Genomic DNA, 24,105 nt, shown 5'->3' on the forward strand with positions numbered 1-24,105 from the left:
TCTTTAGGTTGTTATTGAGAAGGCGAGAGCGTCGTCGATAGACCGGGAACAGCGATCCACCTGTCACGCTACCACTCCGAGCCCTACCCGGGACTAGACCACTTTCCGCTTCGGGTAGACCACCTGCAATGGCCAGCGCATAATCGACGGATTCCTACCGCGTTCCTCACGAGGAGTCGCATGGACGACCGCCACCAGGCGCTGTATCACATCAAGCTGGGTTACCACGCGCAGCCGGTGCACCTGACCAAGCACTGCCGACTCGAGCAGACCCTGCTGACATTGATTGCACAGCGGTGGCAGGGCGGCCAACGACTGCCCGGTCATCGAGCGCTATGCGTCACGCTCGGCGTGGCCCGCAACACGCTGGCCGGCGTTATCGAGAGCCTGACCCGACAAGGGCATCTGATCACCGACCATGGCCGGGGCACCTGGGTGTGCAAGCGCTTACCTCGGCGAGAACGGGAGGCTGTCCCCAGCGGGCCGATTTCTCGCCGCGCACATAAGCTGCTTGGGGATGTCGGTGCCAGTCCGCTGCAGAGCGGCGCCTTCGTGCCGGGGGTGCCCGATATCGTCCATTTTCCGATCGCCCGCTGGCGCCAGCTCTATTCGCGCATCACCGTGCCCCACAATACGCTGCTGCTCTCCTACGCCGCGGGCGGCTACGGGCCGTTGAAGCGCGCCATCGCGGGCTATCTGTCACGGTGGCGGGGCATCGACTGCGAACTCGATCAGATCGTGATTACCGAAGGCGCCCACCACGGCCTTCAGCTGTGCGCCCTGACGCTGGCTGACCACGGCGATCGTGTGGTCATGGATTCCCCGTTCTACTGGGGCGCTCGGAACGTCTTTCACGCTGGCGGACTCGAGATCGAGCACGCCATCTGGGAACCGCGGGAAGGTTACGTGGGCACGTTGCCAAGCGCTCGCCCCAGACTGCTCTACTTCACCGGATCTCACCATTATCCGTTAGGCATGAAGTCAGTGAGTGCTCACAAACATTCACTGGTTCGACATCTTGAACCCGACTGGATCCTGGAAGACGACTACGAATTCGGCGACGGCTGTCATCGGGAACTGGCGTTCGATACCGTCGCCGACAACCAGATTCTGATCGGCTCGTTCTCCAAGCTGATGTTCCCGGGTCTGCGGCTGGGTTATCTGGTGGTTCCGAGAGGGCTGAGTGCCGCGATCAACCGGGTGCGTACCGGCGTCTTTCGCGAAGGAAGGCTACTCGATCAGGCGGTGCTCGCCACCTTCATCGATGATGGCGATCTGGATAGCTGGTGTCAGCGCATGGCCCGCGAGTATCTGCAGCGCCAACAGCAGCTGCAGGGGCTGCTCGCCGGGACACCCGGCATCATCGGCATTTCGCCGCCGGCCGGCAATATCAGTCTGAGTCTGGCGCTCGCCGCGAATCTGGACGACGAGCGTTTATCACAGCATCTGCTGAACCGATACCAGCTGGTCGCCCGGCCGTTGAGCCGAGTGTGCGGCGCGGGCGACCACCGGCGCGGCCTGATCCTGGGCGTCGGCATGGTCGAGGGCGAGGCGCTTGACCGTCAGGGCCTGCGCCTCGCTGCCGGCATTCGCGAGTTCGTCGAGTCGCAACGCTGAGATGGCAACGTGCCAGCCTCAGGCGGTCTCCAGAACGTCACCGACGTCGGCAGTACGCTCGTCGCGAATCCGGCCTTCGGTCTCGGGATCGAACACCACCATGCGCGAGACGTCGAAGGCGAATCTCGCCCGCTCGCCCGGACGTAGCGGCGTACCCGGGCGCATGCGGGCGTTGATATGGGCGCCCCCGAGCGACGTCACCACGTAGAGATCGGCGCCGGTCGGCTCGACCAGCTCGACCGGCAGTTCGGCCTCGTGAATGTTGCCCTCACGGTGATTGGCGCTAGCCGGATCGGTGATCGCCTCGGGCCGCAAGCCTATGATGACATCGCGATCGCACCAGTCACGCAGAGCCTGGCGATCACGCACGATAGGCAGCGTCAGGGTGGTGTCGCCCGCTATCGCCTGCGCTACCGGCACGCCATCGCGCTCGACGATCCGCGCCTCGATCAGATTCATCGATGGCGAGCCCATGAAACCGGCGACGAACAGATTGTTGGGATCGTCGTAGACCGCCTGCGGCGTGCCCAGCTGCTGGAGCTCGCCACCGCGCATGACGGCGATTCTCGACGCCAGCGTCATCGCCTCGATCTGGTCGTGGGTAACGTAGACGATCGTGGTCCCCAGACGCTGATGGAGCTGCTTGATTTCAGTGCGCATGTCGACGCGCAGCTTGGCATCCAGGTTCGACAACGGTTCGTCGAACAGGAAGAGTTGCGGATCGCGTACCAGCGCCCGCCCCATCGCCACGCGCTGGCGCTGCCCGCCGGAAAGCTGCCCCGGCTTGCGATCAAGCAGGTTCTCGATCTGCAGCAGCTTGGCGACTCGGTCGACCGCTTCACGACGCTCCTTGCGCGGGACCTTGCGCATCTCCAGCCCGAAGCCGATGTTGCCCGCCACCGTCATGCTCGGGTAGAGCGCGTAGGACTGGAACACCATGGCAATGTCGCGCCGTGACGGATGCACGTCATTGATACACCGGCCGTCGAGCAGCAGCTCGCCCTCGCTGATCGAATCGAGTCCGGCGATCATGTTCAGGAGCGTCGACTTGCCACAGCCCGACGGCCCCACCAGGACCAGAAAGTCACCCTGCTCGATCGAGATATCGATGCCCTTGAGGACATGGGTCTCGCCGAAGCGCTTGTGAACGTTATTGATATGCAGAAAGCTCATGTGATCCTCAGCCCTTGACCGATCCCGACATCAACCCGCGCAGGAAATACTTGCCCGCGAGGATATAGACGATGAGCGTCGGCACCGCCGCCACCATCGCCGCCGCCATGTTGACGTTATAGGCCTTCACTCCCGTGGAGCTATTGACCAGATTATTGAGTGCCACCGTGATCGGTGCACTGTCGCCGGAGGCGAACGAGACGCCGAACAGGAAGTCGTTCCAGACGTTGGTGAACTGCCAGATGATCGTGACCACGATGATCGGTATCGACGCTGGCAGCAGAATCCGGAAGAAGATGACGAAAAATCCGGCACCATCGAGCTGCGCCGCCCTTACCAGTTCATCCGGAAAGCTGGCGTAGAAGTTGCGAAAGAACAGCGTGGTGAATCCGATACCGTAAACGATGTGGACGAGCACCAGGCCCCATGTACTGTTGGCCAGATGCAGAATTCCCAGCATACGAGCCATCGGCAGCAGAATGATCTGGAACGGAATGAAGCAGCTGAACAGTATCAGTCCGAACACGATCTTGTGGCCGCGAAACTTCCACTTGGTCAATACGTAACCGTTGAACGCGCCCAGCAGGCCTGAGATCAATACCGCAGGTATCACGATCTTGATGCTGTTGAAGAAGTAGCCGTGCACCCCTTCGCATTCGAGACCGATGCAGGCGCTTCCCCACGCTTCCCGCCAAGGAGCGAATGTCCATTCGCCGGGCAGCGCCAGCATGTTGCCCTGATGGATCTCATCCAGCGTCTTGAACGACGTGGTCAGCATCACGTAGAGCGGCAGCAGATAGATGACCGCAAACACCAGCAGAATGGCGTAGAGAATGGCCCGCGTAGCAGCGCCCTGACGTACGGTGGGAGATGCGGCACTCATGATCGAGGCTCCCGAAGCTCGGAGTAGAGATAGGGGATGATCAGCGCTGCGATCACCGCCAGCATGAACACCGCGCTGGCCGCGGCGATGCCCATCTCGTTGCGCGAAAAGGCGTAGGAGTACATGAAGGTCGCCGGTACCGCCGTGGCATTGCCCGGCCCGCCGCCGGTCATCGCTACGATCAGGTCGAAACTCTTGATTGCCAGATGCGCCAGTACCACGACCGCGCTCATGAAGACCGGTCGCAGCTGGGGAATGATGATGCGCGCATAGATCTTCCAGGCCGGCGCGCCGTCGATCTGGGCAGCCTTGATCATCTCGCCGTCGATGCCGCGCAGGCCCGCCAGGAACATCGCCATGACGAAACCCGTCGCCTGCCATACCGCAGCGATCACCACCGTATAGATCGCCATGTTGGAATCGATCAACCAGTTGAAGCTGAAACTCTGCCAGCCCAGGTCATGCATGGTCTTTTCCAACCCCAGTCCGGGATTGAGAAACCACTGCCAGGCGGTACCGGTGACGATGAAAGAGAGCGCCATCGGGTAGAGATAGATGGTGCGCAGTACGCCTTCGGCCCGGATGCGCTGATCGAGCAAAATCGCCAGCACTAGGCCCAGCACGATACAGCTGACGATGTAGAGAAGTCCGAAGACCCAGATATTGTGCAGCGCGATGCCCCAGGTCCAGGAGGTCCACAACCGCGACCACTGATGGAGTCCGACCCAGGTGTAATCCGGCATCATGCCGGAGTCGCTGAACGAGATGTAGCTGGTCCAGGCTATGAAGCCGTAGACGAAGAACAGAACCAGGACACAGGAAGGCGACAACACCAGCTTGGGCAGCCAGCGCTGAAGCCGTTCCCGCGCTCCACCGTCCCGATCCGGGGAAGCATTGGACATCGGATCACTCTCGATTCGTGAATGAGAAGCCCCGCCAGTGGGCGGGGCCGATCATCAGGACGTTGCGCTCTTGACCGCCATCGCCAGCTGTTCGGCGGCGACATCGCTTGGCATGTCACTGTTGACGAATGACGAGATGATGTCGAAGACGGCGTTCTTCACCGACGCCGGCGCGGCGTAACCATGCGCCAGGCTACCCATCAGCGTGTGGTTCTTCGCGGCCGACTTGACCTGCTCGTAACCGCGTTGAGCGCAGGCATCGAGTTTGTCGGCAGAGAGGTCCATACGCGCCGGCACCGAGCCCTTGATCTGGCTGAAAGCGATCTGGAACTCGGGTGAGCCGATGATCTTGGCCATGGTCTGCTGCATCTTCTGCTGATCGCCGTCATCGGTATCGAACATGATCATCAGATCGCTGTTGAAGGTCACGGCATCCTGCGTGCCCGGGGTGCGGAAGCACATGAAATCCTTGCCCGGCTCGAGATTGGCGTTGAGGAACTCACCCTTCGCCCAGTCACCCATGATCTGATAGAGCGCCTTGCCGTTGATCACCATCGCCGTGGCCAGGTTCCAGTCGCGGCCGGGGGAGTTGTCATCCTTGTACTTCAGCAGTTCGCGGAGATGGTCGAACGACTGCGTCATGGTGTCGGAATCGAGCGCCTTGGGATCGAGATTGATCAGCGCCTGGCGATAGAAATCAGCACCGCCGGTCGCCAGCACCACGTTCTCGAACACCGTAGTGTCCTGCCACGGCTGACCGCCATAGGCCAGGCCGGTGTAGCCCGCATCCTTGGCCTTCTTCAATGACGCAATGAAATCATCCCAGGTCTTGGGCTGTTCGATGCCCAACTCATCCATCAATGGTTTGTTGGCCCAGACCCAGTTGGTGGAATGGATCTCGAACGGCGCCCCAATCCAGTGACCTTCGTACTTGGCGAATTCCTGCAGCGGCTGCGGAAAGACCTCGTCCCATTTTCCTGCCTTGGCAACATCGTCGAGCGAACTCAGTGCATCCCGTTTGGCCCAGTCCTGTGCATCGTAACCAAGAACTTGCGCCGCCGTCGGTGGATTGCCCGAGGTGATGCGCGAACGGAGAACGGCCATCGCATTGGTACCGGCGCCTCCCGCAACCGGCATGTTCTTCCAACCGATATCCTGATCCGCCAGACCCTCTTTCAGCGCACCCAGCGCTTTGGCCTCACTTCCCGACGTCCACCAGTTGAGAACTTCGACCTGATTATCCGTTGAAGTATCAGCCGCCATCGTATTGGTGGATAGCGCTAAAGCGAATGGAAGTAGCGCAAATCCCAGACGATTGACGAGGGTCCTGTTGTGATTGCTGTGCATCCCTTAATTCCTCTTCTTGTTGGGGCAACATCTAGTTCTTTTACGAAACGACCCACCTCATCTGGCGCACCAAGTGGGATAATTGAGACTATTACCTAACTGCATTTACCTAACAATACAACCATGGACGCACATGCAGTCGCTCAGCGCTCGGTTAGCAGACCCCGTTACGCAGAATGGCGCGGGTTGGCGGTGAGTAGCACCTGGGTTTACCCCCTAAGTCGCATCGACTAATAGGCGATGTCATGGGGACTCATCGACTTGCCAACCCCTGCGCCGATATCTGAAAAACTGGTGATTGAGCATTAATAACACACCATGAAACAACGCATAAAAAAGCGGCTCATCCGAAAAGGATGAGCCGCTCTGTTTACCGAACTTATTCTGCCTGGTCAGTTAAATACCAGCCTCAGCTTAGTATAGCCGGGCCTCAATCTTATCGTCCCGACCTCGCCTTACACGTCCAGATTGGCCACCAGGGCGAAACGTTCGATAAAGTCTCGCCGCGGTTCGACTTCGTCACCCATCAGAGTGTTGAACATCTGATCGGCAGCGACAGCGTCCTCAATGGTGACGCGCAACATGCGACGAGAACCAGGGTCCATGGTGGTCTCCCACAGCTGGTCCGGGTTCATTTCGCCCAGCCCCTTGTAGCGCTGAATGCTGAGACCCCGTTGGGCTTCCAGCATCAGCCACTCGAGCGCATCGTAGAAGTTGTCGACCGGCTTCTGTCGTTCGCCGCGGGCGATATAGGCACCCTCTTCGATCAGGCCGTCCAGGGTCTCTCCCAGGTCGGCCAGTGCCCGGTAGTCGACGCTACGGAAGAAATCGATGCCCCAGCTGTAGTCAGTGGTCACGCCGTGGGCGGTCAACGCGACACTCGGCAGCCATAGGCCGCGCTCGGTATCTTCTTCCAGTTGGAAGGTATAGCGCGGTCCTCCCTCATGGGCGATCAACGAATCCATCGCTACCTGGAGCTCATCGATCCAGGTCTGCATGGTGTTGCGGTCGTCGAGATTGCTCTCGTCGAGCTTGACGGCATGGACCATCTTGCGCAGTACGGTATTGGGATAGACTCGCGACAGGCGATCGATCCGCTTCATCACATCACGGTACTGGTTGACCAGCGACTCCAGATGCTCACCACCAATCCCCGGGGCATCGGCGTTGACGTAAAGTCGCCCCCCATCCAGTGCGGTGGCGGTCAGGTAATCGGTCATCGCCTGCTCGTCCTTCAGATACATCTCCTGCTTGCCGCGCTTGATCTTGTAGAGCGGTGGCTGAGCGATGAACACATGGCCACGCTCGATCAGTTCCGGCATCTGGCGGAAGAAGAAGGTCAGCAGCAGCGTGCGGATGTGCGATCCGTCGACGTCGGCATCGGTCATGATGATGATCGAGTGGTAGCGCAGCTTGTCCGGGTTGAACTCTTCACGACCGATCCCGCAGCCCAGCGCGGTAATCAGCGTGCCGACCTCGGCCGACGACAGCATCTTGTCGAAGCGCGCCTTCTCGACGTTCAAGATCTTGCCTTTCAGCGGCAGGATCGCCTGGGTACGCCGATCGCGACCCTGCTTGGCGCTGCCGCCGGCCGAATCACCCTCGACCAGGTAGAGTTCGGAAAGACTCGGATCCTTCTCCTGACAGTCGGCCAGCTTGCCCGGCAGCCCGGCGATATCCAGTGCACCCTTGCGCCGCGTCATGTCGCGGGCCTTGCGCGCGGCTTCGCGCGCACGCGCCGCATCGATCATCTTGCTGACGATCGCCTTGGCTTCGTTGGGATGCTCGATCAGATAATCGGAGAACTGTCGGCTCAGCTCCTGATCGACGGCCGTCTTGACCTCGGAGGAGACCAGCTTGTCCTTGGTCTGCGAGGAGAACTTGGGATCCGGGACCTTGACCGAGATGATCGCGGTCAGCCCTTCACGCGCGTCATCGCCCGCCGTGGCGACCTTGGCCTTCTTCTGGATGTCTTCCGCTTCGATGTAGCTGTTGAGCGTACGCGTCAGTGCCGCGCGGAATCCCGCCATGTGGGTGCCGCCATCGCGCTGCGGGATGTTGTTGGTATAGCAGAAGACATTTTCGGTGAAGGTGTCGTTCCACTGCATCGCCACTTCCACGGCGATACCGTCTTCGCGCTGCATCTCGAAGTGGAAGACCGGGTTGATGGCGGTGCGGTTGGTATTGAGGTGATCGACGAACGCCTTGAGACCGCCTTCGTAGTGGAACAGCTCTTCCCGACCGTCGCGCTCGTCGACCAGCCGGATGGCCACGCCGGAGTTCAGAAATGACAGCTCGCGCAGACGCTTGGCAAGAATATCGTAATGAAATTCGATATTGGCGAAGGTGTCGCTCGACGGCTTGAAGCTGATCTGGGTACCGGATTTTTCGGTATCGCCGACGATCGCCAGTGGTGCCTGCGGTACACCATGCTGATAGATCTGCTCGTGAACCTGATTGTTACGCCAGATGACCAGCTTGAGCTGCTCGGAGAGCGCGTTGACCACCGAGATTCCGACACCGTGCAGACCGCCTGAAACCTTGTAGGAGTTATCGTCGAACTTACCCCCGGCGTGCAGCACGGTCATGATCACTTCGGCCGCAGAAACACCCTCGTCGTGAATATCCGTGGGGATCCCGCGGCCGTCGTCGGAAACGGTAATCGACTCGTCCGGATGGATGACGATCCGGATCTCGCTGCAATGACCGGCCAGCGCTTCGTCGATGGAGTTGTCGACGACCTCGAACACCATGTGGTGCAGCCCGGTACCGTCATCGGTATCGCCGATGTACATGCCGGGGCGCTTGCGCACCGCGTCCAGTCCCTTGAGGACCTTGATGCTCGATGAATCGTAGGCCTGTTCGCTCATTGCTCACTCCGTGGTGAAATCATTCCGAATACAGCCGTCCGCCGGCGAGTTGCGATGCCACCACGTCCGTGTCTGGCTGCCAGACGTCGGCCAGCGCCTCGCGATCGACGCTGGTGATGAAGACCTGGCAGTTGAGCTGCTCGAGCCATTGGCAGAAGATCCGCCGATGGTCGCCGTCGAGTTCCGCCGGCAGGTCATCGATCAAGTAAAGACAGGTGCGGCCACTCGACTGTTCTAGCAGCTGTCCCTGGGCAAGCTTCAATGCGCTGACGACCAGCTTCTGCTGGCCGCGCGAAAGCACTTCAACCGCCGCATGTCGCCCGACGCGAATACGCAGGTCGGCACGCTGTGGCCCCTGCTGGGTAAAACCCATCTGGCGATCGGTATCGCGTCCGGTCTCGAAAACCTCCAGCAAGGCGCGCTGGCGATCCCAGCCCCGCGAGTAGCGCAAGGTCAGATCCGGTAACGGCAACAGCGCCGCCAGGGTCTTCTCGAAAACCGGCGCGAAGCGCGCCATATAGCCCTCGCGCAGGCTATCCAGACGCTCGCTCCAGTGCGCCAGTTCACGCTCCCAGATACGTATCGACTGAACATCGATTCTATCATGCCTGAGCAGCGCATTCCGATGTTTCAAGGCCCTTCTGACGCGTTTCCAGCCGTCCAGAAAGTCCTGTTCAGCGTGGAACACGCCCCAGTCGAGAAACTCGCGCCGTGACGCCGGTGAGCCCTCGAGAAGACGAAAGGCATCGGGGTTGATCAGCTGTAACGGCAGCGCTTCGGCGAGCTGAGTAATTCTGGCGGCGCGCTCTCCGTTGACTCGAATGTCGAGCTCGGCGCTATCACGCCGCCGACGCACCCCGATCGGCAGCGGCGGATCACCCGCTAGCCGGCCGAACAGCGTGGTCTCTTCAGCGTCGTGATCGATCAGCGACTTGAGTTTCTGAGTCCGAAAGGAGCGCGCCATGCCGAGAACGTGAATGCCCTCCAGCAGCGACGTCTTGCCGCTGCCGTTGGCACCGCTGATCAGATTGATATGCGGCCCCGGCGACATTTCCAGCGCACCAAGATTACGCAGGCCTTGGAAGTTCAATCGATCAAGCGGCATGGAAATCCAATTTTTCGGAAGGCGTGCCGCCGGGGGTCGTTATCCACGTCGCGGGTAATCGGTGAGCGCGATGAGACACGCGGCACCCGGCACCCGGCACCCGGCACCCGGCAAGCGAGACATAACAACGGGGTTAGGCGAGCTTGCCGGGGGGCGTGCAACAAAGTGGTTCGCGCGCGCAGGCATTACCGTTCATCAGAGGCGCATCGGCATGACGACATAGCGGGCATCCCCACCGCCCGGCTCTTCCATCAGCGCGCTGCTGTTGGAATCCGAGAGCGTCATCTGCATGCGATCGGCATCCAGCACGTTGAGCACGTCGATCAGATAACCGACGTTGAAGCCGATCTCCAGCGCGTCGCCCGAATACTCGATGCTGACGTTCTCTTCGGCCTCTTCCTGCTCAGGGTTATTGGCCATCACCTTGAGGTTGTTCTCCTCGAGGTGGAGACGCACGCCGCGGTATTTCTCGTTGGAGAGAATCGCGGTACGCGCCAGATTCTGGCGCAGCTCGCCGCGTTCGGCGATAAACACCTTGTCGCCGCCCTTGGGGATGACGCGGTCGTAATCGGGGAACTTGCCGTCGACCAGCTTGGACGTGAAGGTAAACTCACCGGTGTTGGCGCGGATGTGGTTGGAGCCCAGCATCAGTTCGACCGGCTCGTCACTGCCATCGAGCAGGCGCGTCAGTTCCAGCACGCCCTTGCGCGGCACGATCAGCTTGCGCGACGCTTCCATTTCGATGTCGGCGCTGCGTTCGCAAACCGCCAGACGGTGGCCGTCGGTGGCCACCGTACGCACCAGATGATCGGCCAGTTCCAGCAACATGCCATTGAGGTAATAGCGTACGTCCTGCTGGGCCATGGCGAACGACGTCGCATCGATCAGATACTTCAACGTGCCCCGCGGCAGCGACAATGTCGTGTCGTTCTGGCCGTCCTCGATGTTGGGGAACTCGGCCACCGGCAGCGTAGAAAGCGTGAAACGAGAGCGCCCGGCGCGTAGCACGACCCGCCCGTCTTCCAGCGAAAAACTGATATCCGACTGATCCGGCAGCGACTTGCAGATGTCCATCAGCTTGCGTGCCGGAACGGTCACGGAACCGGGCTCATCGACCAGCGCCGGCGTGGCACGGCCGATCAATTCCACCTCGAGATCGGTGCCGGTCAGCGCCAGCTGATTGTCCTGGACTTCGATCAGCACATTGGAGAGCACCGGCAGCGTCTGACGGCGCTCTACCACCCCGGCCACCAGTGTCAGCGGGCGCAGCAGGGCTTCGCGAGAGATGGAAAATTTCATTGGGGCTCCGTAGTTGGAATAAATCTGAGCTGAAATCAATACGCCTCAACAGGATCGACGAATCTGGATCGGGTCCATCCTGAAATGGGCTGGGCGGTGAAGGCTGTCGGGCCGTGCCGTCCCATTCTTGCCTCGCCGGACGCCGCCCGCAATCCCTGTCGAGGTCGAATTCGCAGCGCGGCGACTCAACTCGTCAACAATCGCATCAGATTCTTGTAGTCCTCGCGAATGTCCGCGCTCTCTTCCTTCAGCGCCACGACCTTGCGACAGGCGTGCAACACGGTGGTGTGATCACGTCCGCCGAAAGCATCGCCGATTTCCGGCAGGCTGTGATTGGTCAGCTCCTTGGCCAGCGCCATCGCCACCTGACGTGGTCGCGCCACAGAACGCGAGCGGCGCTTGGAGAGCAGATCGGCCAGCTTGATCTTGTAGTACTCCGCTACCGTGCGCTGGATGTTTTCGATGCCGACCTGCTTGTCCTGCAGCGCCAGCAGGTCCTTAAGCGATTCGCGAATGAAATCCTGGGTGATCGTCTTGCCCATGAAGTGGGAATCGGCGATCACCTTCTTGAGCGCTCCTTCCAGCTCGCGCACGTTGGACCGAATCTTCTGCGCAATGAAGAACGCTGCATCGTGAGGAAGGTCGACCTTGGCCTGATCGGCCTTTTTCATCAGGATAGCGACGCGCGTTTCGAGCTCCGGCGGTTCGATCGCCACCGTCAATCCCCAACCGAAACGGGATTTCAAGCGCTCTTCGACGCCGCTGATCTCCTTGGGATAGCGATCCGAGGTCAGGATCATTTGCTGCCCGCCTTCCAGCAGGGCGTTGAACGTGTGGAAAAACTCCTCCTGGGACCGCTCCTTGCCAGCGAAGAACTGAATGTCGTCGATCAGTAACGCGTCAACGCTGCGGTAAAAACGCTTGAAATCGTTGATCGCATTGAGCTGCAACGCCTTGACCATGTCAGCGACGAAACGCTCGGAGTGAAGGTAGACGACCTTGGCGTTGTCCCGTAACCCTGCCAGATGATTGCCTACTGCGTGCATCAGGTGAGTCTTGCCCAGCCCCACGCCACCGTAGAGAAATAGCGGATTGTAGGCACCGCCGGGATTTTCCGAGACCTGGCGCGAGGCGGCACGCGCCAACTGGTTCGACTTACCCTCGACGAAAGTTTCGAAGGTGAAGTTAGAATTGAGGCCATTGCCGTGCTTGAGTCCACCTTCGACCTGGACTTGGCGCTCTCTGCCTCGCCGCCCGCTCTCTTCACGAGATCGGTCGAGTTGGCGCTCTTCCGCCGCTTCACTCGAACGCGGGGCAGTCTGCACGCTGGGAGCCGCCGCCGGCCGCTGGGGCGGGCGGCTGGGTGCAGAAACCGGTGCGCCCAGATCGCGCGGCGACACTGCCGCTGCCCTGCGACTGCCGACCGTCAGCTGCACCTTGGGGGGTTTGCTGCTGGACGCAGATTCGCGCAGCAGCTCATTGATGCGTTTCAAATACTTGTCGCTGACCCAATCACGGACGAAGCGATTGGGGGCAAGAAGACAGAGTTCGTCCATTTCGCCATCCTCTGCCTGCAGAGGACGAATCCAAGTATTGAATTGCTGAGAGCTCAATTCATCCTGCAGCGAGTTCAGACATTGTTGCCAGAGAGCGACAGACACACGACCTCACCGAACGTTGAGAGAATGGAATCGAAAAAACGGCCGCACATTGTAGCGTCGGCCCGCCAGGTTATCCANNTGGATAACCTGGCGGACAACAGGATGACAACCCTGTGGATTTTACGGTACCGCGGAGGGACACATCGATAAAACCCTGTGTTGGAAAAGTTCCTGTCGTCCATCCATCCCCGCCCTGTACACCGCCTACAAGCACTTTCCCCACAAGCCAATTAAAACAATAAGCCACTATTTTATAAGAAAAAAATAGGGTTGTTCACAACTGTTATCCCCATTGTTAACCACATGGTGTGATTGACAGCCTCTCGAAACCCCGATCTCGCCGGTCGATCGATCAATCGAAGAAAACCCGGTCCCTGGTAACAGCGAGCCTCGACAGCACCCCAAAATCCGGTTCGGCAGACCGCCATTCAGGAACAACCTGGGTGTGGATAATTCACGGAAAAATTGCACCCGAACTACGGATTCACTAGAATTCCCGCTCTTGAGTCGAGTGAGCCCGCTCTCGTTGCGCGTGCCGGGCACCCCGCTTCAACCCGTTTTCTTTAGAAATCAACTAATTGGGAATCAGCAGCTATGAAACGCACCTTTCAGCCCAGCGTTCTGAAGCGCAAGCGCGTCCACGGTTTTCGCGCCCGCATGGCCACCAAGAATGGCCGTCAAGTTCTTGCTCGCCGTCGCGCCAAAGGCCGTAAGCGTCTGAGCGCCTGATCGGACGCCGGGTGTCCGATCAGCGTTTTCCTCGGCAACTGCGCTTGCTGAATGCCGGGGACTACAAGCACGTTTTCGACCACGCTCCCTATAAGGTCCACGGTAAAGGAATACTGGCGTTGGCCCGTCCCAACGCGCTGGGCCATCCGCGGATCGGGTTGATCTTCAGCAAGAAGAACGTGCGCCGTGCCGTCGACCGCAATCGCCTCAAGCGCCTTGTGCGCGAATCCATCCGCCATCAACAGCATCGTTTACCGGCGGTGGATATCGTCATACTCGCTCGACGAGGGTTGCACGAGCAGGATAATGCCAGCGTCTCCCGCCAGCTCAATGGCATGTGGCGACGCCTGGAAAAGTCCGCTCGTCAGGCGCATCAGGACGTTTCGTCTTCTTGATCGGCCACCCCCGCGTCGAAAGCCGGGGAGCACCGGCGAATGTTGCCGGTCAATCGCCGATGCCCGGCGCCCACTGACCCATTCCCTTACCGGGCAGACCCCAATATGGATTTGAAACGCCTCCTTTTCGTGATTCCCCTGGCCGTGTTGGCCTATCTGCTGATCATGCAGTGGAATCAGGACTATGGTCAGAACGTGGTGAACAACCCGGCGCCGGAGATGGCGGCTTCATCGGGTGGCAGCCATAACGGTGACGACGGTGATAACGTCGGTTCTCTTTCTGTACCGACGGACAGCGACGGCAAGGCAAAGCCGATCCAAGACGACATGCCGGCCAACGCCGACGCCGCCCAAGGCAGCAATTTGATCCAGGTCCAGAGCGATGTGCTCGATCTGCGCATCAATCCCAACGGCGGCGACATCGTCTATGCGGCGCTATTCGGCCATGATCAAGCCCTCGACTCCAATACCCCTTTCGTACTGCTCAGCGACAACAAGGTGCGCAGTTACGTCGCCAAGTCCGGCCTGCAGATTGAGGGGCATTCAGGTCGCATTCCCTTTACCGCCGATCAGAACAGCTACCAGCTCAGCGAAGGTGAGAACTCGATCAACGTCGACCTGCACGGCAGCGTCAACGGTGTCGATATCGTCAAGCGCTTCGTCATCAATCGCGATGACTACGCGGTCAAGGTCGAATACCTGATCGATAACGAGAGCCAGCAGCCGGTCACCGCACGCTTCATTGGCCAGTTGGCGCGTGATCAGAGCGCCGATCCGGCCAGCGGTTCGGGTGTCGGCATGCACTCGTTCCTGGGCGCCGCGTTCTCCTCGCCGGACGAGCACTACAGCAAGGTCAAGTTTGACGATATCCGCGACGGTGATTTCCAGAATCGAGATGTGAAAGGAGGCTGGGTCGCGGTGATTCAGCACTACTTCACCTCTGCCTGGGTGCCGAATCCGGATCAGCAGAATCTTTATTACGGCAACGTCGACAATCGCGACCGCACCGTAGCCGCCTTCGCTGGTCCCAACCAGACTATCGAGCCGGGTGGGCAGACGACGCTCGCGGCCACGCTGTTCGTGGGACCGAAGGTGCAGGATCGTCTCGAGGCCGTGGCGCCGAATCTGGAATTGACCGTCGACTTCGGCTGGCTGTGGTTCCTGGCCAATCCGCTGTTCTGGCTGCTGACCAAGATCCATGGCCTGATCGGCAACTGGGGTTGGTCCATCGTCCTGCTGACCGTCTGCGTCAAGATCGTGCTGTTCCCGCTCGCGGCCAAGGCCTACAAGTCGATGGCACGGATGCGCAAGATGGGCCCCGAGATGAAACGGCTCAAGGAACAGTATGGCGATGATCGCCAGCGCATGTCGCAGGAGATGATGAAGTTCTACCAGAAGGAGAAGATCAATCCTCTGGGCGGCTGCCTGCCGATGGTCATTCAGATGCCGGTGTTCATCGCGCTCTACTGGATGCTGATGGAATCCGTAGAACTGCGCCACGCGCCGTTCATGCTGTGGATCCAGGATCTGTCGGCCAAGGATCCGTACTTCATCCTGCCGATCATCATGGGCGGCACCATGTTGCTCCAGCAGTTCCTGAACCCGACGCCCCCGGACCCAATGCAGGCGAAGATCATGAAGATGCTGCCGATCGTCTTCACCTTCTTCTTCCTGTGGTTCCCGGCCGGTCTGGTGATCTACTGGGTCGTGAACAACAGCATCTCGATCCTGCAGCAGTGGTTCATTACCAACAAGGTGATGAAGGACGATGCGGGTGGCGGTAAGGTAGTAAAAGCCAAAGGCTGACGCTTGATCCAAGCTTGCCGCAACGTCCAGACCCTCGCTTCGGCGGGGGTCTGGCGTTTCAATACCCACCCTCGGACAATATCCGCTTCCGCACACTATCCGATCCTGTCCGCCGGATAATGCTGACTTATCCATCCGTTATCGAACGAACCCACTGGAGACCGTCATGAACGCGCCGTCCCCGTCTACCAACGCTCCGCTTTACCGCCAGGACACCATCGCTGCTCTGGCCACGCCTCCGGGGCGCGGCGGCGTCGGCATCGTGCGCGTCTCCGGGCCGTCGGCGAATGCCTTGGCGGAAACCATTCTCGGCCACCGACCGACGCCTCGCCACGCGCACTATGGGGTATTTCAGGGCGATGCCAGCGTCATCGACGAGGGTATCGCGCTCTATTTCCCCGGCCCCCACTCCTTCACCGGTGAAGACGTGCTAGAACTTCAGGGACACGGCGGCCCGGTTCTGATGGACATGCTGCTGGAACGCTGCGTGCAATTGGGCGCGCGACTGGCCCGTCCAGGGGAATTCTCTGAACGCGCGTTTCTCAATGACAAGCTCGATCTGGCCCAGGCCGAGGCCATCGCCGATCTGATCGACGCCAGCTCCCGGGCCGCCGCAGAGAACGCTTTACGCTCGTTGCAGGGCGAGTTCTCGCAACGCGTTTCACAGCTGGTCGGCGAACTGATTGCGCTCCGCCTCTACGTCGAGGCAGCCATCGATTTTCCCGAAGAGGAGATCGACTTTCTGGCCGACGGCGTGGTTGCCGCCAGGCTGGCGACATTGCGCCAGACCCTGGAGAGCGTGCGCGCCGCCGCCAATCAAGGCTCGCTGATGCGCGAAGGCATGAACGTGGTGATCGCCGGGCGGCCCAACGCCGGCAAGTCGAGCCTGCTCAACCGCTTGACCGAGCGCGATAGCGCTATCGTCACCGAGATCGAAGGCACTACCCGCGACGTGCTGCGTGAGCACATTCATCTCGACGGCATGCCGCTGCACGTGATCGATACCGCCGGCTTGCGCGACACGCCGGATGCGGTGGAAAAAATCGGCGTTCAGCGCGCCTGGGCGGAGATCGAGAAGGCCGATCGCGTACTGCTGCTGGTCGACGGACGCGAGACGTCATCACTCGACCCCAAGGAGATCTGGCCGGAATTCGTCGAACGACTACCCGATCCTGGCCGATTGACGCTGGTACGCAACAAGATCGATCAGAGCGGCGAAGGCAGCGACTTCGATCTATCCACAACGCCTCCGGTGATTCGGATGTCGGCCGAAACCGGAGTGGGTGTGGATAACCTGAAGACCCATCTCAAGGCGGTAATGGGGTTCGACGCCACCACCGAGGGCCGCTTTTCCGCTCGCCGCCGTCATCTCGATGCGCTGGAGCGCGCCGCGCAGGCGCTGGCCAACGGCACGGCACAGCTCGAAGGCGCCGCTGCCGGCGAACTGCTCGCCGAGGACCTTCGCGAAGCCCAGCAGTCGCTCAACGAGATTACCGGCGAGTTCACCGCCGACGACCTGCTTGGCGAGATTTTCGGCAGCTTCTGCATCGGTAAATGAGTCGGCGATGAGCTGAATAGAACCTCTATTCGGCTCATAATTTGAGCCGAATATGCTATGCTTTCGGCTCATTGAACAAGCGAGCAGCGCCATGATCACTCCCTCAGACCAGTGGATCTGGCAAAAAGCGCAGTGGCCGACATTCCACTGGCAGTCAGAAATCGTATTGCCAGTGCTGCGTAAAACTACGCTGCGCCAAGGCGAGCTGCTGGGTTTGAATCCCCCCGGTGATCCAGCGCACCCGGCGCAAGCGCTAGATACACTGTTGACCAACATCGTGAATTCTTCCGCCATCGAAGGCGAAAGATTGAATGTACAGTCGCTGCGATCTTCCCTGGCTAGGCGAATGGGGCTGAGCGAGGCATCGGCCTATCCCGTCTCGCAGCGTTCCGAAGGGCTGGCAGAGCTAATGCTCGAGGCTGTCACTACCCTGCAAACACCACTGACACCCGACACATTACTGCGCTGGCACACGCTGCTGTTCCCGGACCCAGGACTATTGCACCCTATCGCCGCCGGACAAATGCGCCAGGACGACGATGGACCAATGCAGGTGGTTTCGGGGCGCATCGACCAACCCAGAGTCCACTTCGAAGCGCCCCCGGCCACTAGCCTGGAAGCAGAACTGACACGCTTCGTCGATTGGTTCAACGCAAGTCTTGACGATAACGCGCTGGACCCCCTGATTCGCGCCGGATTATGTCACCTTTACCTGATCACGCTGCACCCGTTCGAGGACGGCAATGGACGCCTGACCCGAGCGCTGACCGACCGTGCTCTGGCTCAGGCCGAAGCGCAAAGCATCAGACTTTACGCCATGTCAGAAGCGATCATGGCGAGACGCAGCGGCTACTACACCGTGCTGGAGTCTACTCAACGCGATGGTCTGGATATCACCCAGTGGTTGGTTTGGTTCCTGGAAACCCTGGAAGCCGCGATGAGCGAGGCCATCGCCAAGATCGAGCGCACGCTCAAACGTCAGCGGTTTTGGCAGCGTCATGCTCGAACATCTTTGTCGGACGCGCAGATCAAAGTCCTGGAGCGCCTCCTCGGAGGTGGCGAGCGTGGCTTCGAGGACGGTATCAGTGCTTCTCAGTACCAGAAGGTGACCAAGGTCAGTAAAGCCACTGCAACACGCCACCTGCAGGACTTGGTGGCGAAGGACTGTCTGGCACCACTGCCTGGTGGTGGGCGGAGTACGCGGTATCGAGTCTATGGCGAGGAAACAAGATGAGCGGTTACCTAACCAGTCCGGAAAAGCACACTGGGCCGGCCCCCCGTTCAATGAGGGTCATTGCGTGAGGCCACTCAATGCCGCCGCTGAAGCCGCGCATGAAGCTGGGTGATGATTCGACTGGCCGTGGATTCGAACAGGAACGGCAGCACGGCGTGGATCAATGCGGCCAGACCGGCCAGCCATAATTGGCCGGCGAAGACACCGGCAAAACACAAATGCTCGAAGTAGCTTTCCTCGACGGAGGCGGGGTGATCGGTAAACAGGCGAGTGAGTCGAACGGACATATCGTGGCTCCAGGCTGGTGACAATCGAATGTCACCTATCTTATTCCACTAAAGAGCCATATTTATCCCAATCTTCCTTTCCGACAACGAAATTTTGGGATATATATCCCATCATGAAACCTGAACTGGATAACTTCGATCACCGCATTCTCGATGCGCTGCAACAGGATGGCACGCTCTCGGTCGAGGCGCTGTCGGAACACGTGAATCTCTCCCGCAATGCCTGCTGGCGTCGCGTCAAGGCGCTCGAGTCACGCGGCGTGATTCGCGGGCGAGTCGCGCTGCTGGATCCCGAGCGGGTCGGCTGCGGCCTTACGGTATTGATCCAGATCCGTACCAATCGTCACGATCCGGCATGGCTGGATGCCTTCAGAGATGCGGTCGAAACCCTGCCGGAGATCGTCGATGTATGGCGAACCAGCGGCGAGCTCGACTATGTGCTGCGCGCGCGTATCCCCGACGTCAAAGCCTATGATCGGCTCTACCAGCGTCTGATCGCGCGGGTCTCGCTGGCCGACGTCTCGGCCTCTTTCGTGATGGAAGAGATCAAGAGCACGACACGGCTGCCCCTGCCCCTCTGATCGGCTCGCTAGGCCGGCTGCATCGGGCCAGGTGCGAGAGTCTCCCTGTATTCGCCCAGTGTTTCGCCCACCAGCTCCCCGATCCTTCGCAGCGCCGTCTTCATGGGTTCGTCGAGGAGGGTGTAGTTGATCCGCAGACAGTGGCGGTACTTGCCGGTCGCGGAAAACATGACGCCGGGCGCGATACGAATGCCTTCCGTCATCAACCGCGTGTTGAGCGTGACGGTATCGATTCGTGGATCGCACTCCAGCCACAGCATGAAGCCGCCCTCGGGATAGCTAACCCGGGTGGTTGCGGGAAACGCATCGACGATCAGATCCAGCGCGGCGTTGCGATTGCGCTGGTACTGCGCCCGCATCTTTCTCAGATGCGGCTCGAAATGGCCTTCCCGGATGAACTCGGCGACCGCCATCTGCCCCTGCGTCGCCGTGGATCCGGTGCCCACGTATTTCATGTGCAGGGCACGTTCGAGATAACGCCCCGGCGCCATCCAGCCAAGACGAAGGCCCGGTGCCAACGTTTTGGAAAATGAGCTGCACAGCAGCACGCGGCCATCGTCGTCGAAGGATTTGATCGTCGGTGGCCGTGGAAACGCATAGGTGAGATCACCGTAGACATCGTCTTCGATGATCGCCACGTCGAAGCGTTGCGCCAACGCATAGAGCGCCCGTTTACGCTCGATCGATAGGGTATAGCCCAGTGGGTTATTACAGGTCGGCGTGATCTGGATAGCACGGATCGGCCATTGCTCCAATGCCAGTTCCAGCGCTTCCAGACTGATACCGTGTTCGGGATCGGTGGGTATTTCCATCGCCTTCATGCCGTAAGCCCGAATCGCCTGCAGTGCGCCGTAGAAACTGGGTGAATCCACGGCAATGATGCCGCCGGGTTCGCACACGGCACGCATGGCGATCGAGATCGCTTCGTGGCAGCCGGTGGTCACGACCAGTTCCTCCGGATGCAGTCGACAGCCGTGGCCAATCGCGAGTCTGGCGATCTGCTCGCGCAACTCCAGACGACCATGCAGGGTGTCATAGTTCAAACCGACCAGGTCCTGACGGCGACTGACACGTGAGAGCGCCCGCAGCAACGGCTTCAGCGTCGGCGCATCGATATCGGGCATGCCTCGACCCAGATGGAGGACCTCGGTATCCGGCAAGATACAGGTCCCTTCACGAACCTGCTCCCACTGCGACACCTCGACCGGTCGCTGCGCCGTGCGTCCCACTGGCGGAGGCGTCGGGCGCTCTCGCCGCGGAGAGACGAAGTAACCGGACTTGGGTCGCGCCTCGATCATCTGCGCATCCTCGAGCTGGTGATACGCCTGCTGAACGGTGGAGAGGCTGACGCCGTGCGCTGCTGCCAGCGCTCGAACCGACGGCAGCCGATCGTCGGGCCGATAGTAGCCCGCCTGAATACGCTCACGTAGATGTTCGGCCAGTCGTTCGTAGCGGTGCATGAAACATCTCCGTCAGGGCTCGGCCCATTGTGTATGGTCGACGGTGTGATGACACGATACAGATTTCATCAATATGCAACATACAGAAGACCATCAACGCCATCTGTATTGCCAAAGTTTCGATTTTCTGGATCTGTATGACGAAGACGTCACTCCGTACCCTGAACCCATCGTTCAGCAACCGGGAGTTCCGTCATGCATCTTCCCCTGTTTTCCCCGAGTTCTCTGGCCTTCATCCGCCGTCAATGGCTGAGGTCCAAATCGAGCACCATTCCCGATTCAGACCGTTTCCCCCTTCCTCGTCCTTATCGCCCGAGCCCATGGCAACGCTGGCGCACACGCCAGCAACTGGCAAAACTGGATGAGCGGCAGTTGAAGGACATCGGCCTGACACCAGCCCAGGCCCGACAGGAGATTCAGCAGGCTTTCTGGCGGTAGGTTCTTTACGAAAGGGCGGTATCGGGTCAAGGGCTTTCAAGCTCTGATTGTCATGTATCACCGTAAGTGGACGCTATACTGGCTCCTCGAACAGCGCTGCTCGAGGAGCCGGAATGACGGAGTCGAATGCGGGTCGTGAAACCGTACATCACGGCGAGTACAAGGTGCCGGGTGGAAAATTGCTGGTCGCGGATGTCACCGTCCGAGAGGGCCGGTTGGCCTCGGTGCAGCTGTCCGGGGATTTCTTTCTCGAGCCCGACGAGGCGCTGGAGACGATCGACCGTGCCCTCGAGGGGGCGGCGATCGACGCCGATGCCAGTACGCTGATCGCCAGGATTCGATCCGCGCTGCCGCCGCAGACAGAGATGGTCGGGCTTTCGGTGCCCGCCATTGCTACCGTGGTTCGGCGCGCGCTCTCACAGACCTCGGATTGGCGAGATCATCGCTTCGGCCTGATTCATCGGGCGCCGGAATCGCCGCTACTGCACATGGCACTCGATGAAGTCCTGACCCGTGAAGTGGCAGCCGGACACCGCGGCCCGACGCTGCGCGTCTGGGAGTGGGATCGCGCGGCGATCATCATCGGCGTGTTCCAGTCGCTGACCAATGAGGTCGACGCCGCTGCGGCCCGCGAGGCGGATATCGAGGTCGTGCGTCGCATCAGCGGCGGCGGTGCGATGTTCGTCGAGCCGGGCAACACCATCACCTGGTCGCTGATCGTGCCGGAAACCTTGGTGCAGGGGCTCACCTTCGTCGAGAGCTACGCTTTTCTCGATGACTGGGTGATTCAGGCGCTGGGCGATATGGGCATCACGGCCTGGTATGTGCCGATCAACGACATCACCTCTCCCGGCGGCAAGATCGCCGGCGCCGCTCAGAAACGAATCAACGGGGCCGTACTGCACCACGTCACCATGGCATACGACATCGACGCCGAAAAACTGACCCGCGTGCTGCGGATCGGCCGCGAAAAGCTCTCCGACAAAGGCACCACCAGCGCCGGAAAACGTGTCGATCCGCTCAAGCGTCAGACCGGGCTGAATCGCGAGACGATCATCCAGCGCATGATCGACTCATTCGCCGCACGTTTCACACTGGAACCGGATTCATTGACCCAGGACGAGCTGAACGCGGCCCATGCCTTGGTCAACGATAAATTCGCCAGCGCGGCATGGCTGCGCCGCGTGCCTTGAAATCGCCGCCCCCGTCTGGACCACTACTGCTAAGCTGAATCGGGTCAGCTTCCTTGACGATTGGGTGAGCACCAGTGTGGTGCGCTTCGGCTGATAACATCTGATAAGGTTAAAATTCCGCGACGATAATATCATATTATAATAGCGGCGATTTTTCTGATTCACCGCCCTCTCGGCACGTTTACTGCATGGATGCATTCAAGCAATCGCAAGGAGAGAGCTATGTGGTCGTTGTTGCGACCCATTCGTGCACTGTTGGGTAGCGTAGCGCTGCTACTGCTCGGCAACGGCCTGATCAACACACTGCTGACACTGCGTGGTGCCGACGAAGGTTTTTCGACCAGCCTGATCGGCCTCATCATGTCCGGATACTTCATCGGGTTCATCGGCGGTACCTGGATCAGCGGTCGTCTGATTCGGCGCATGGGCCACATCCGCACGTTCGCCTTCTGTGCCGGTATCTGCGCGTCGTCCGCTCTGCTCCACCTGATATTCATCAACCCCTGGATCTGGTTGGGCCTCAGGGTGATCTACGGTCTTTCGTTCATCACATTGATGACGGTAATCGAAAGCTGGCTCAATAGTCAGGCCGCCAGCCACCAGCGAGGCCGGGTCTTTGCGATCTACATGGTGGTCAATCTGGGAGCGCTGGCCATTGCCCAGCAGATCCTGCGACTGGACTCCCCGGACGGCTTCCTGCTGTTCGCGCTCACCTCGATTCTGATCAGTTGGGCTCTGTTGCCGATCACGATCACCAAACGCAGTCAGCCCGTCATCCCCGCGCGGCCCAAGAGCAGTCTCAAAGCGCTGCTGGGGTTCGCGCCGCTGGCCGTGGCGGCTTCGGCAATGTCCGGGCTCGCGATGGGCGCGTTCTGGACCCTGACACCGGTCTACGCGCGAAGCGTCGGGTTCGACGTCGCCGGCATCGGCGTGGTGATGAGTTGCGCAATTCTCGGCGGCGCTTTGCTGCAGATACCGATCGGGCGCTTTTCCGACAAGCACGATCGGCCCCGCGTGATGACTTGCGTGGTGATACTCGCCGCGATCGTCGCCGCCGCCATGCCGTTCGCGCCCAACCAGATGACGCTTCTGGCGTTATATTTCGTGTGGGGCGGCCTGTCGTTCTCGATCTACCCGATTGCCGTGGCCCAACTGGTCGACCAGCTGCATCCTGACGAAATCGTCGCCGGCTCAGCTGATATGCTGGTCGTTCAGGGTGCCGGAAGTGCCATCGCCCCCATTCTCGCCGGGGTCATCATGCATAGCGTTGGCGATCAGGGCCTGCCAATCTACATTGCCACGGTCATGGCACTGCTGGCGGGCTATGCCATTTATCGTCGTCGCCGCGTGTCGGTCCTGGTCAGCGGCGAGACGGCCCATTTCGAACCCATGACACCGACCAGCAGCCAGGCCCTGGAGATGATGTACGACGACGTTCAGAAGGATCTGTTCGGCGACCCCAGTTTCTATGAAGAGCACGAACGCCAGCGAATCGTCGAAATGGCCGGCAAGGCCTGACCCAGAATCTGGGCCCCAAGTCATTCGACGAACGCATGAACGGCTCGCG

The 24,105-nt window shown here is 60.1% G+C and carries 20 protein-coding genes; 10 read left to right on the top strand and 10 right to left on the bottom strand.

The features are described from left to right. Positions 1 to 180 precede the first annotated feature (180 nt). Positions 181 to 1,617, top strand: coding sequence for an aminotransferase-like domain-containing protein (locus DOM27_RS01365; protein ID WP_110654273.1), 1,437 nt, complete (start codon positions 181 to 183; stop codon positions 1,615 to 1,617). 18 nt (positions 1,618 to 1,635) lie between these two features. Here DOM27_RS01365 and DOM27_RS01370 read toward each other — a convergent pair whose 3' ends face one another. The 8 genes from DOM27_RS01370 to dnaA form a co-directional block, all read right to left on the bottom strand. Beyond that, entirely contained in the window at positions 1,636 to 2,790 is a 1,155-nt protein-coding gene (locus tag DOM27_RS01370) for an ABC transporter ATP-binding protein (RefSeq protein WP_110654274.1), read from the bottom strand. A 7-nt stretch (positions 2,791 to 2,797) separates the two neighbouring features. Further along, a complete protein-coding gene (locus DOM27_RS01375; RefSeq protein WP_110654275.1) occupies positions 2,798 to 3,673 on the bottom strand; it encodes a carbohydrate ABC transporter permease in 876 nt (291 codons plus the stop codon). Then, positions 3,670 to 4,575, bottom strand: a complete 906-nt coding sequence (locus DOM27_RS01380; RefSeq protein ID WP_110654276.1) for a carbohydrate ABC transporter permease — start codon at positions 4,573 to 4,575, stop codon at positions 3,670 to 3,672. Before DOM27_RS01380 ends, DOM27_RS01375 begins: the two co-directional genes overlap by 4 nt. A 54-nt stretch (positions 4,576 to 4,629) precedes the next feature. Continuing rightward, entirely contained in the window at positions 4,630 to 5,922 is a 1,293-nt protein-coding gene (locus DOM27_RS01385) for an ABC transporter substrate-binding protein (RefSeq protein ID WP_223162252.1), read from the bottom strand. A gap of 455 nt (positions 5,923 to 6,377) precedes the next feature. After that, the gene (gene gyrB, locus DOM27_RS01390; RefSeq protein ID WP_110654277.1) at positions 6,378 to 8,792 is read right to left on the bottom strand and encodes a DNA topoisomerase (ATP-hydrolyzing) subunit B; all 2,415 of its coding nucleotides are present in this window, start codon (positions 8,790 to 8,792) and stop codon (positions 6,378 to 6,380) included. A 19-nt stretch (positions 8,793 to 8,811) separates the two neighbouring features. Beyond that, complete coding sequence (recF, locus tag DOM27_RS01395) at positions 8,812 to 9,897, bottom strand: DNA replication/repair protein RecF (RefSeq protein ID WP_110654278.1); 1,086 nt, start codon at positions 9,895 to 9,897, stop codon at positions 8,812 to 8,814. A 195-nt stretch (positions 9,898 to 10,092) separates the two neighbouring features. After that, positions 10,093 to 11,196, bottom strand: coding sequence for a DNA polymerase III subunit beta (dnaN, locus tag DOM27_RS01400; protein ID WP_110654279.1), 1,104 nt, complete (start codon positions 11,194 to 11,196; stop codon positions 10,093 to 10,095). A 185-nt stretch (positions 11,197 to 11,381) separates the two neighbouring features. Then, positions 11,382 to 12,857 (bottom strand): chromosomal replication initiator protein DnaA, encoded by a 1,476-nt coding sequence (dnaA, locus tag DOM27_RS01405; protein WP_110654280.1) that lies wholly within the window; start codon positions 12,855 to 12,857, stop codon positions 11,382 to 11,384. Positions 12,858 to 13,451: 594 nt separating this feature from the next. On the opposite strand from dnaA, the gene rpmH reads away from it, so the two are divergent. The 5 genes from rpmH (at position 13,452) to DOM27_RS01430 (ending at position 18,579) form a co-directional block, all read left to right on the top strand. Continuing rightward, positions 13,452 to 13,586 carry a 50S ribosomal protein L34 gene (gene rpmH / locus DOM27_RS01410; RefSeq protein ID WP_011508608.1) on the top strand — a complete coding sequence of 45 codons (135 nt, stop codon included), beginning with the start codon at positions 13,452 to 13,454 and terminating at the stop codon, positions 13,584 to 13,586. Between the two features lie 11 nt (positions 13,587 to 13,597). Then, positions 13,598 to 13,981 (top strand): ribonuclease P protein component, encoded by a 384-nt coding sequence (gene rnpA, locus DOM27_RS01415; protein WP_110654281.1) that lies wholly within the window; start codon positions 13,598 to 13,600, stop codon positions 13,979 to 13,981. Between the two features lie 105 nt (positions 13,982 to 14,086). Next, positions 14,087 to 15,787, top strand: a complete 1,701-nt coding sequence (gene yidC, locus DOM27_RS01420; RefSeq protein ID WP_110654282.1) for a membrane protein insertase YidC — start codon at positions 14,087 to 14,089, stop codon at positions 15,785 to 15,787. A 166-nt stretch (positions 15,788 to 15,953) separates the two neighbouring features. After that, entirely contained in the window at positions 15,954 to 17,345 is a 1,392-nt protein-coding gene (gene mnmE / locus DOM27_RS01425; protein ID WP_110654283.1) for a tRNA uridine-5-carboxymethylaminomethyl(34) synthesis GTPase MnmE, read from the top strand. 91 nt (positions 17,346 to 17,436) lie between these two features. Next, positions 17,437 to 18,579 (top strand): Fic family protein, encoded by a 1,143-nt coding sequence (locus tag DOM27_RS01430; protein ID WP_110654284.1) that lies wholly within the window; start codon positions 17,437 to 17,439, stop codon positions 18,577 to 18,579. Positions 18,580 to 18,653: 74 nt separating this feature from the next. Here the strand turns inward: DOM27_RS01430 and DOM27_RS01435 are convergent, their stop codons facing one another. Then, the gene (locus tag DOM27_RS01435; protein ID WP_110654285.1) at positions 18,654 to 18,866 is read right to left on the bottom strand and encodes a DUF6356 family protein; all 213 of its coding nucleotides are present in this window, start codon (positions 18,864 to 18,866) and stop codon (positions 18,654 to 18,656) included. A 113-nt stretch (positions 18,867 to 18,979) separates the two neighbouring features. Between DOM27_RS01435 and DOM27_RS01440 the strand changes: the two genes are divergently transcribed. After that, complete coding sequence (locus tag DOM27_RS01440; protein ID WP_110654286.1) at positions 18,980 to 19,447, top strand: Lrp/AsnC family transcriptional regulator; 468 nt, start codon at positions 18,980 to 18,982, stop codon at positions 19,445 to 19,447. 8 nt (positions 19,448 to 19,455) lie between these two features. Here DOM27_RS01440 and DOM27_RS01445 read toward each other — a convergent pair whose 3' ends face one another. Then, positions 19,456 to 20,907: an aminotransferase-like domain-containing protein gene (locus tag DOM27_RS01445; protein WP_110654287.1), complete on the bottom strand. Its 1,452-nt coding sequence runs from the start codon at positions 20,905 to 20,907 to the stop codon at positions 19,456 to 19,458. A 195-nt stretch (positions 20,908 to 21,102) separates the two neighbouring features. Between DOM27_RS01445 and DOM27_RS01450 the strand changes: the two genes are divergently transcribed. From DOM27_RS01450 to DOM27_RS01460, 3 genes are all read left to right on the top strand, one after another. Continuing rightward, entirely contained in the window at positions 21,103 to 21,345 is a 243-nt protein-coding gene (locus tag DOM27_RS01450; RefSeq protein ID WP_110654288.1) for a DUF1127 domain-containing protein, read from the top strand. Between the two features lie 113 nt (positions 21,346 to 21,458). Then, positions 21,459 to 22,538, top strand: coding sequence for a lipoate-protein ligase LplAB (lplAB, locus tag DOM27_RS01455; protein WP_110654289.1), 1,080 nt, complete (start codon positions 21,459 to 21,461; stop codon positions 22,536 to 22,538). Positions 22,539 to 22,760: 222 nt separating this feature from the next. Further along, a complete protein-coding gene (locus tag DOM27_RS01460) occupies positions 22,761 to 24,056 on the top strand; it encodes an MFS transporter (RefSeq protein WP_188113666.1) in 1,296 nt (431 codons plus the stop codon). The last annotated feature ends 49 nt before the right edge of the window (positions 24,057 to 24,105 follow it).

This window comes from Salinicola halimionae (genome assembly GCF_003206065.1).
GTDB lineage: Bacteria > Pseudomonadota > Gammaproteobacteria > Pseudomonadales > Halomonadaceae > Salinicola > Salinicola halimionae.

What these genes read in the sequence shown, in the direction of transcription:
- DOM27_RS01365 (WP_110654273.1), top strand. Translation starts at nt 181, where the DNA reads ATGGACGACCGCCACCAGGCGCTGTATCACATCAAGCTGGGTTACCAC.
- DOM27_RS01370 (WP_110654274.1), bottom strand. Translation starts at nt 2,790, where the DNA reads ATGAGCTTTCTGCATATCAATAACGTTCACAAGCGCTTCGGCGAGACC.
- DOM27_RS01375 (WP_110654275.1), bottom strand. Translation starts at nt 3,673, where the DNA reads ATGAGTGCCGCATCTCCCACCGTACGTCAGGGCGCTGCTACGCGGGCC.
- DOM27_RS01380 (WP_110654276.1), bottom strand. Translation starts at nt 4,575, where the DNA reads ATGTCCAATGCTTCCCCGGATCGGGACGGTGGAGCGCGGGAACGGCTT.
- DOM27_RS01385 (WP_223162252.1), bottom strand. Translation starts at nt 5,922, where the DNA reads ATGCACAGCAATCACAACAGGACCCTCGTCAATCGTCTGGGATTTGCG.
- gyrB (WP_110654277.1), bottom strand. Translation starts at nt 8,792, where the DNA reads ATGAGCGAACAGGCCTACGATTCATCGAGCATCAAGGTCCTCAAGGGA.
- recF (WP_110654278.1), bottom strand. Translation starts at nt 9,897, where the DNA reads ATGCCGCTTGATCGATTGAACTTCCAAGGCCTGCGTAATCTTGGTGCG.
- dnaN (WP_110654279.1), bottom strand. Translation starts at nt 11,196, where the DNA reads ATGAAATTTTCCATCTCTCGCGAAGCCCTGCTGCGCCCGCTGACACTG.
- rpmH (WP_011508608.1), top strand. Translation starts at nt 13,452, where the DNA reads ATGAAACGCACCTTTCAGCCCAGCGTTCTGAAGCGCAAGCGCGTCCAC.
- yidC (WP_110654282.1), top strand. Translation starts at nt 14,087, where the DNA reads ATGGATTTGAAACGCCTCCTTTTCGTGATTCCCCTGGCCGTGTTGGCC.
- mnmE (WP_110654283.1), top strand. Translation starts at nt 15,954, where the DNA reads ATGAACGCGCCGTCCCCGTCTACCAACGCTCCGCTTTACCGCCAGGAC.
- DOM27_RS01430 (WP_110654284.1), top strand. Translation starts at nt 17,437, where the DNA reads ATGATCACTCCCTCAGACCAGTGGATCTGGCAAAAAGCGCAGTGGCCG.
- DOM27_RS01435 (WP_110654285.1), bottom strand. Translation starts at nt 18,866, where the DNA reads ATGTCCGTTCGACTCACTCGCCTGTTTACCGATCACCCCGCCTCCGTC.
- DOM27_RS01440 (WP_110654286.1), top strand. Translation starts at nt 18,980, where the DNA reads ATGAAACCTGAACTGGATAACTTCGATCACCGCATTCTCGATGCGCTG.
- DOM27_RS01445 (WP_110654287.1), bottom strand. Translation starts at nt 20,907, where the DNA reads ATGCACCGCTACGAACGACTGGCCGAACATCTACGTGAGCGTATTCAG.
- DOM27_RS01450 (WP_110654288.1), top strand. Translation starts at nt 21,103, where the DNA reads ATGCATCTTCCCCTGTTTTCCCCGAGTTCTCTGGCCTTCATCCGCCGT.
- lplAB (WP_110654289.1), top strand. Translation starts at nt 21,459, where the DNA reads ATGACGGAGTCGAATGCGGGTCGTGAAACCGTACATCACGGCGAGTAC.
- DOM27_RS01460 (WP_188113666.1), top strand. Translation starts at nt 22,761, where the DNA reads ATGTGGTCGTTGTTGCGACCCATTCGTGCACTGTTGGGTAGCGTAGCG.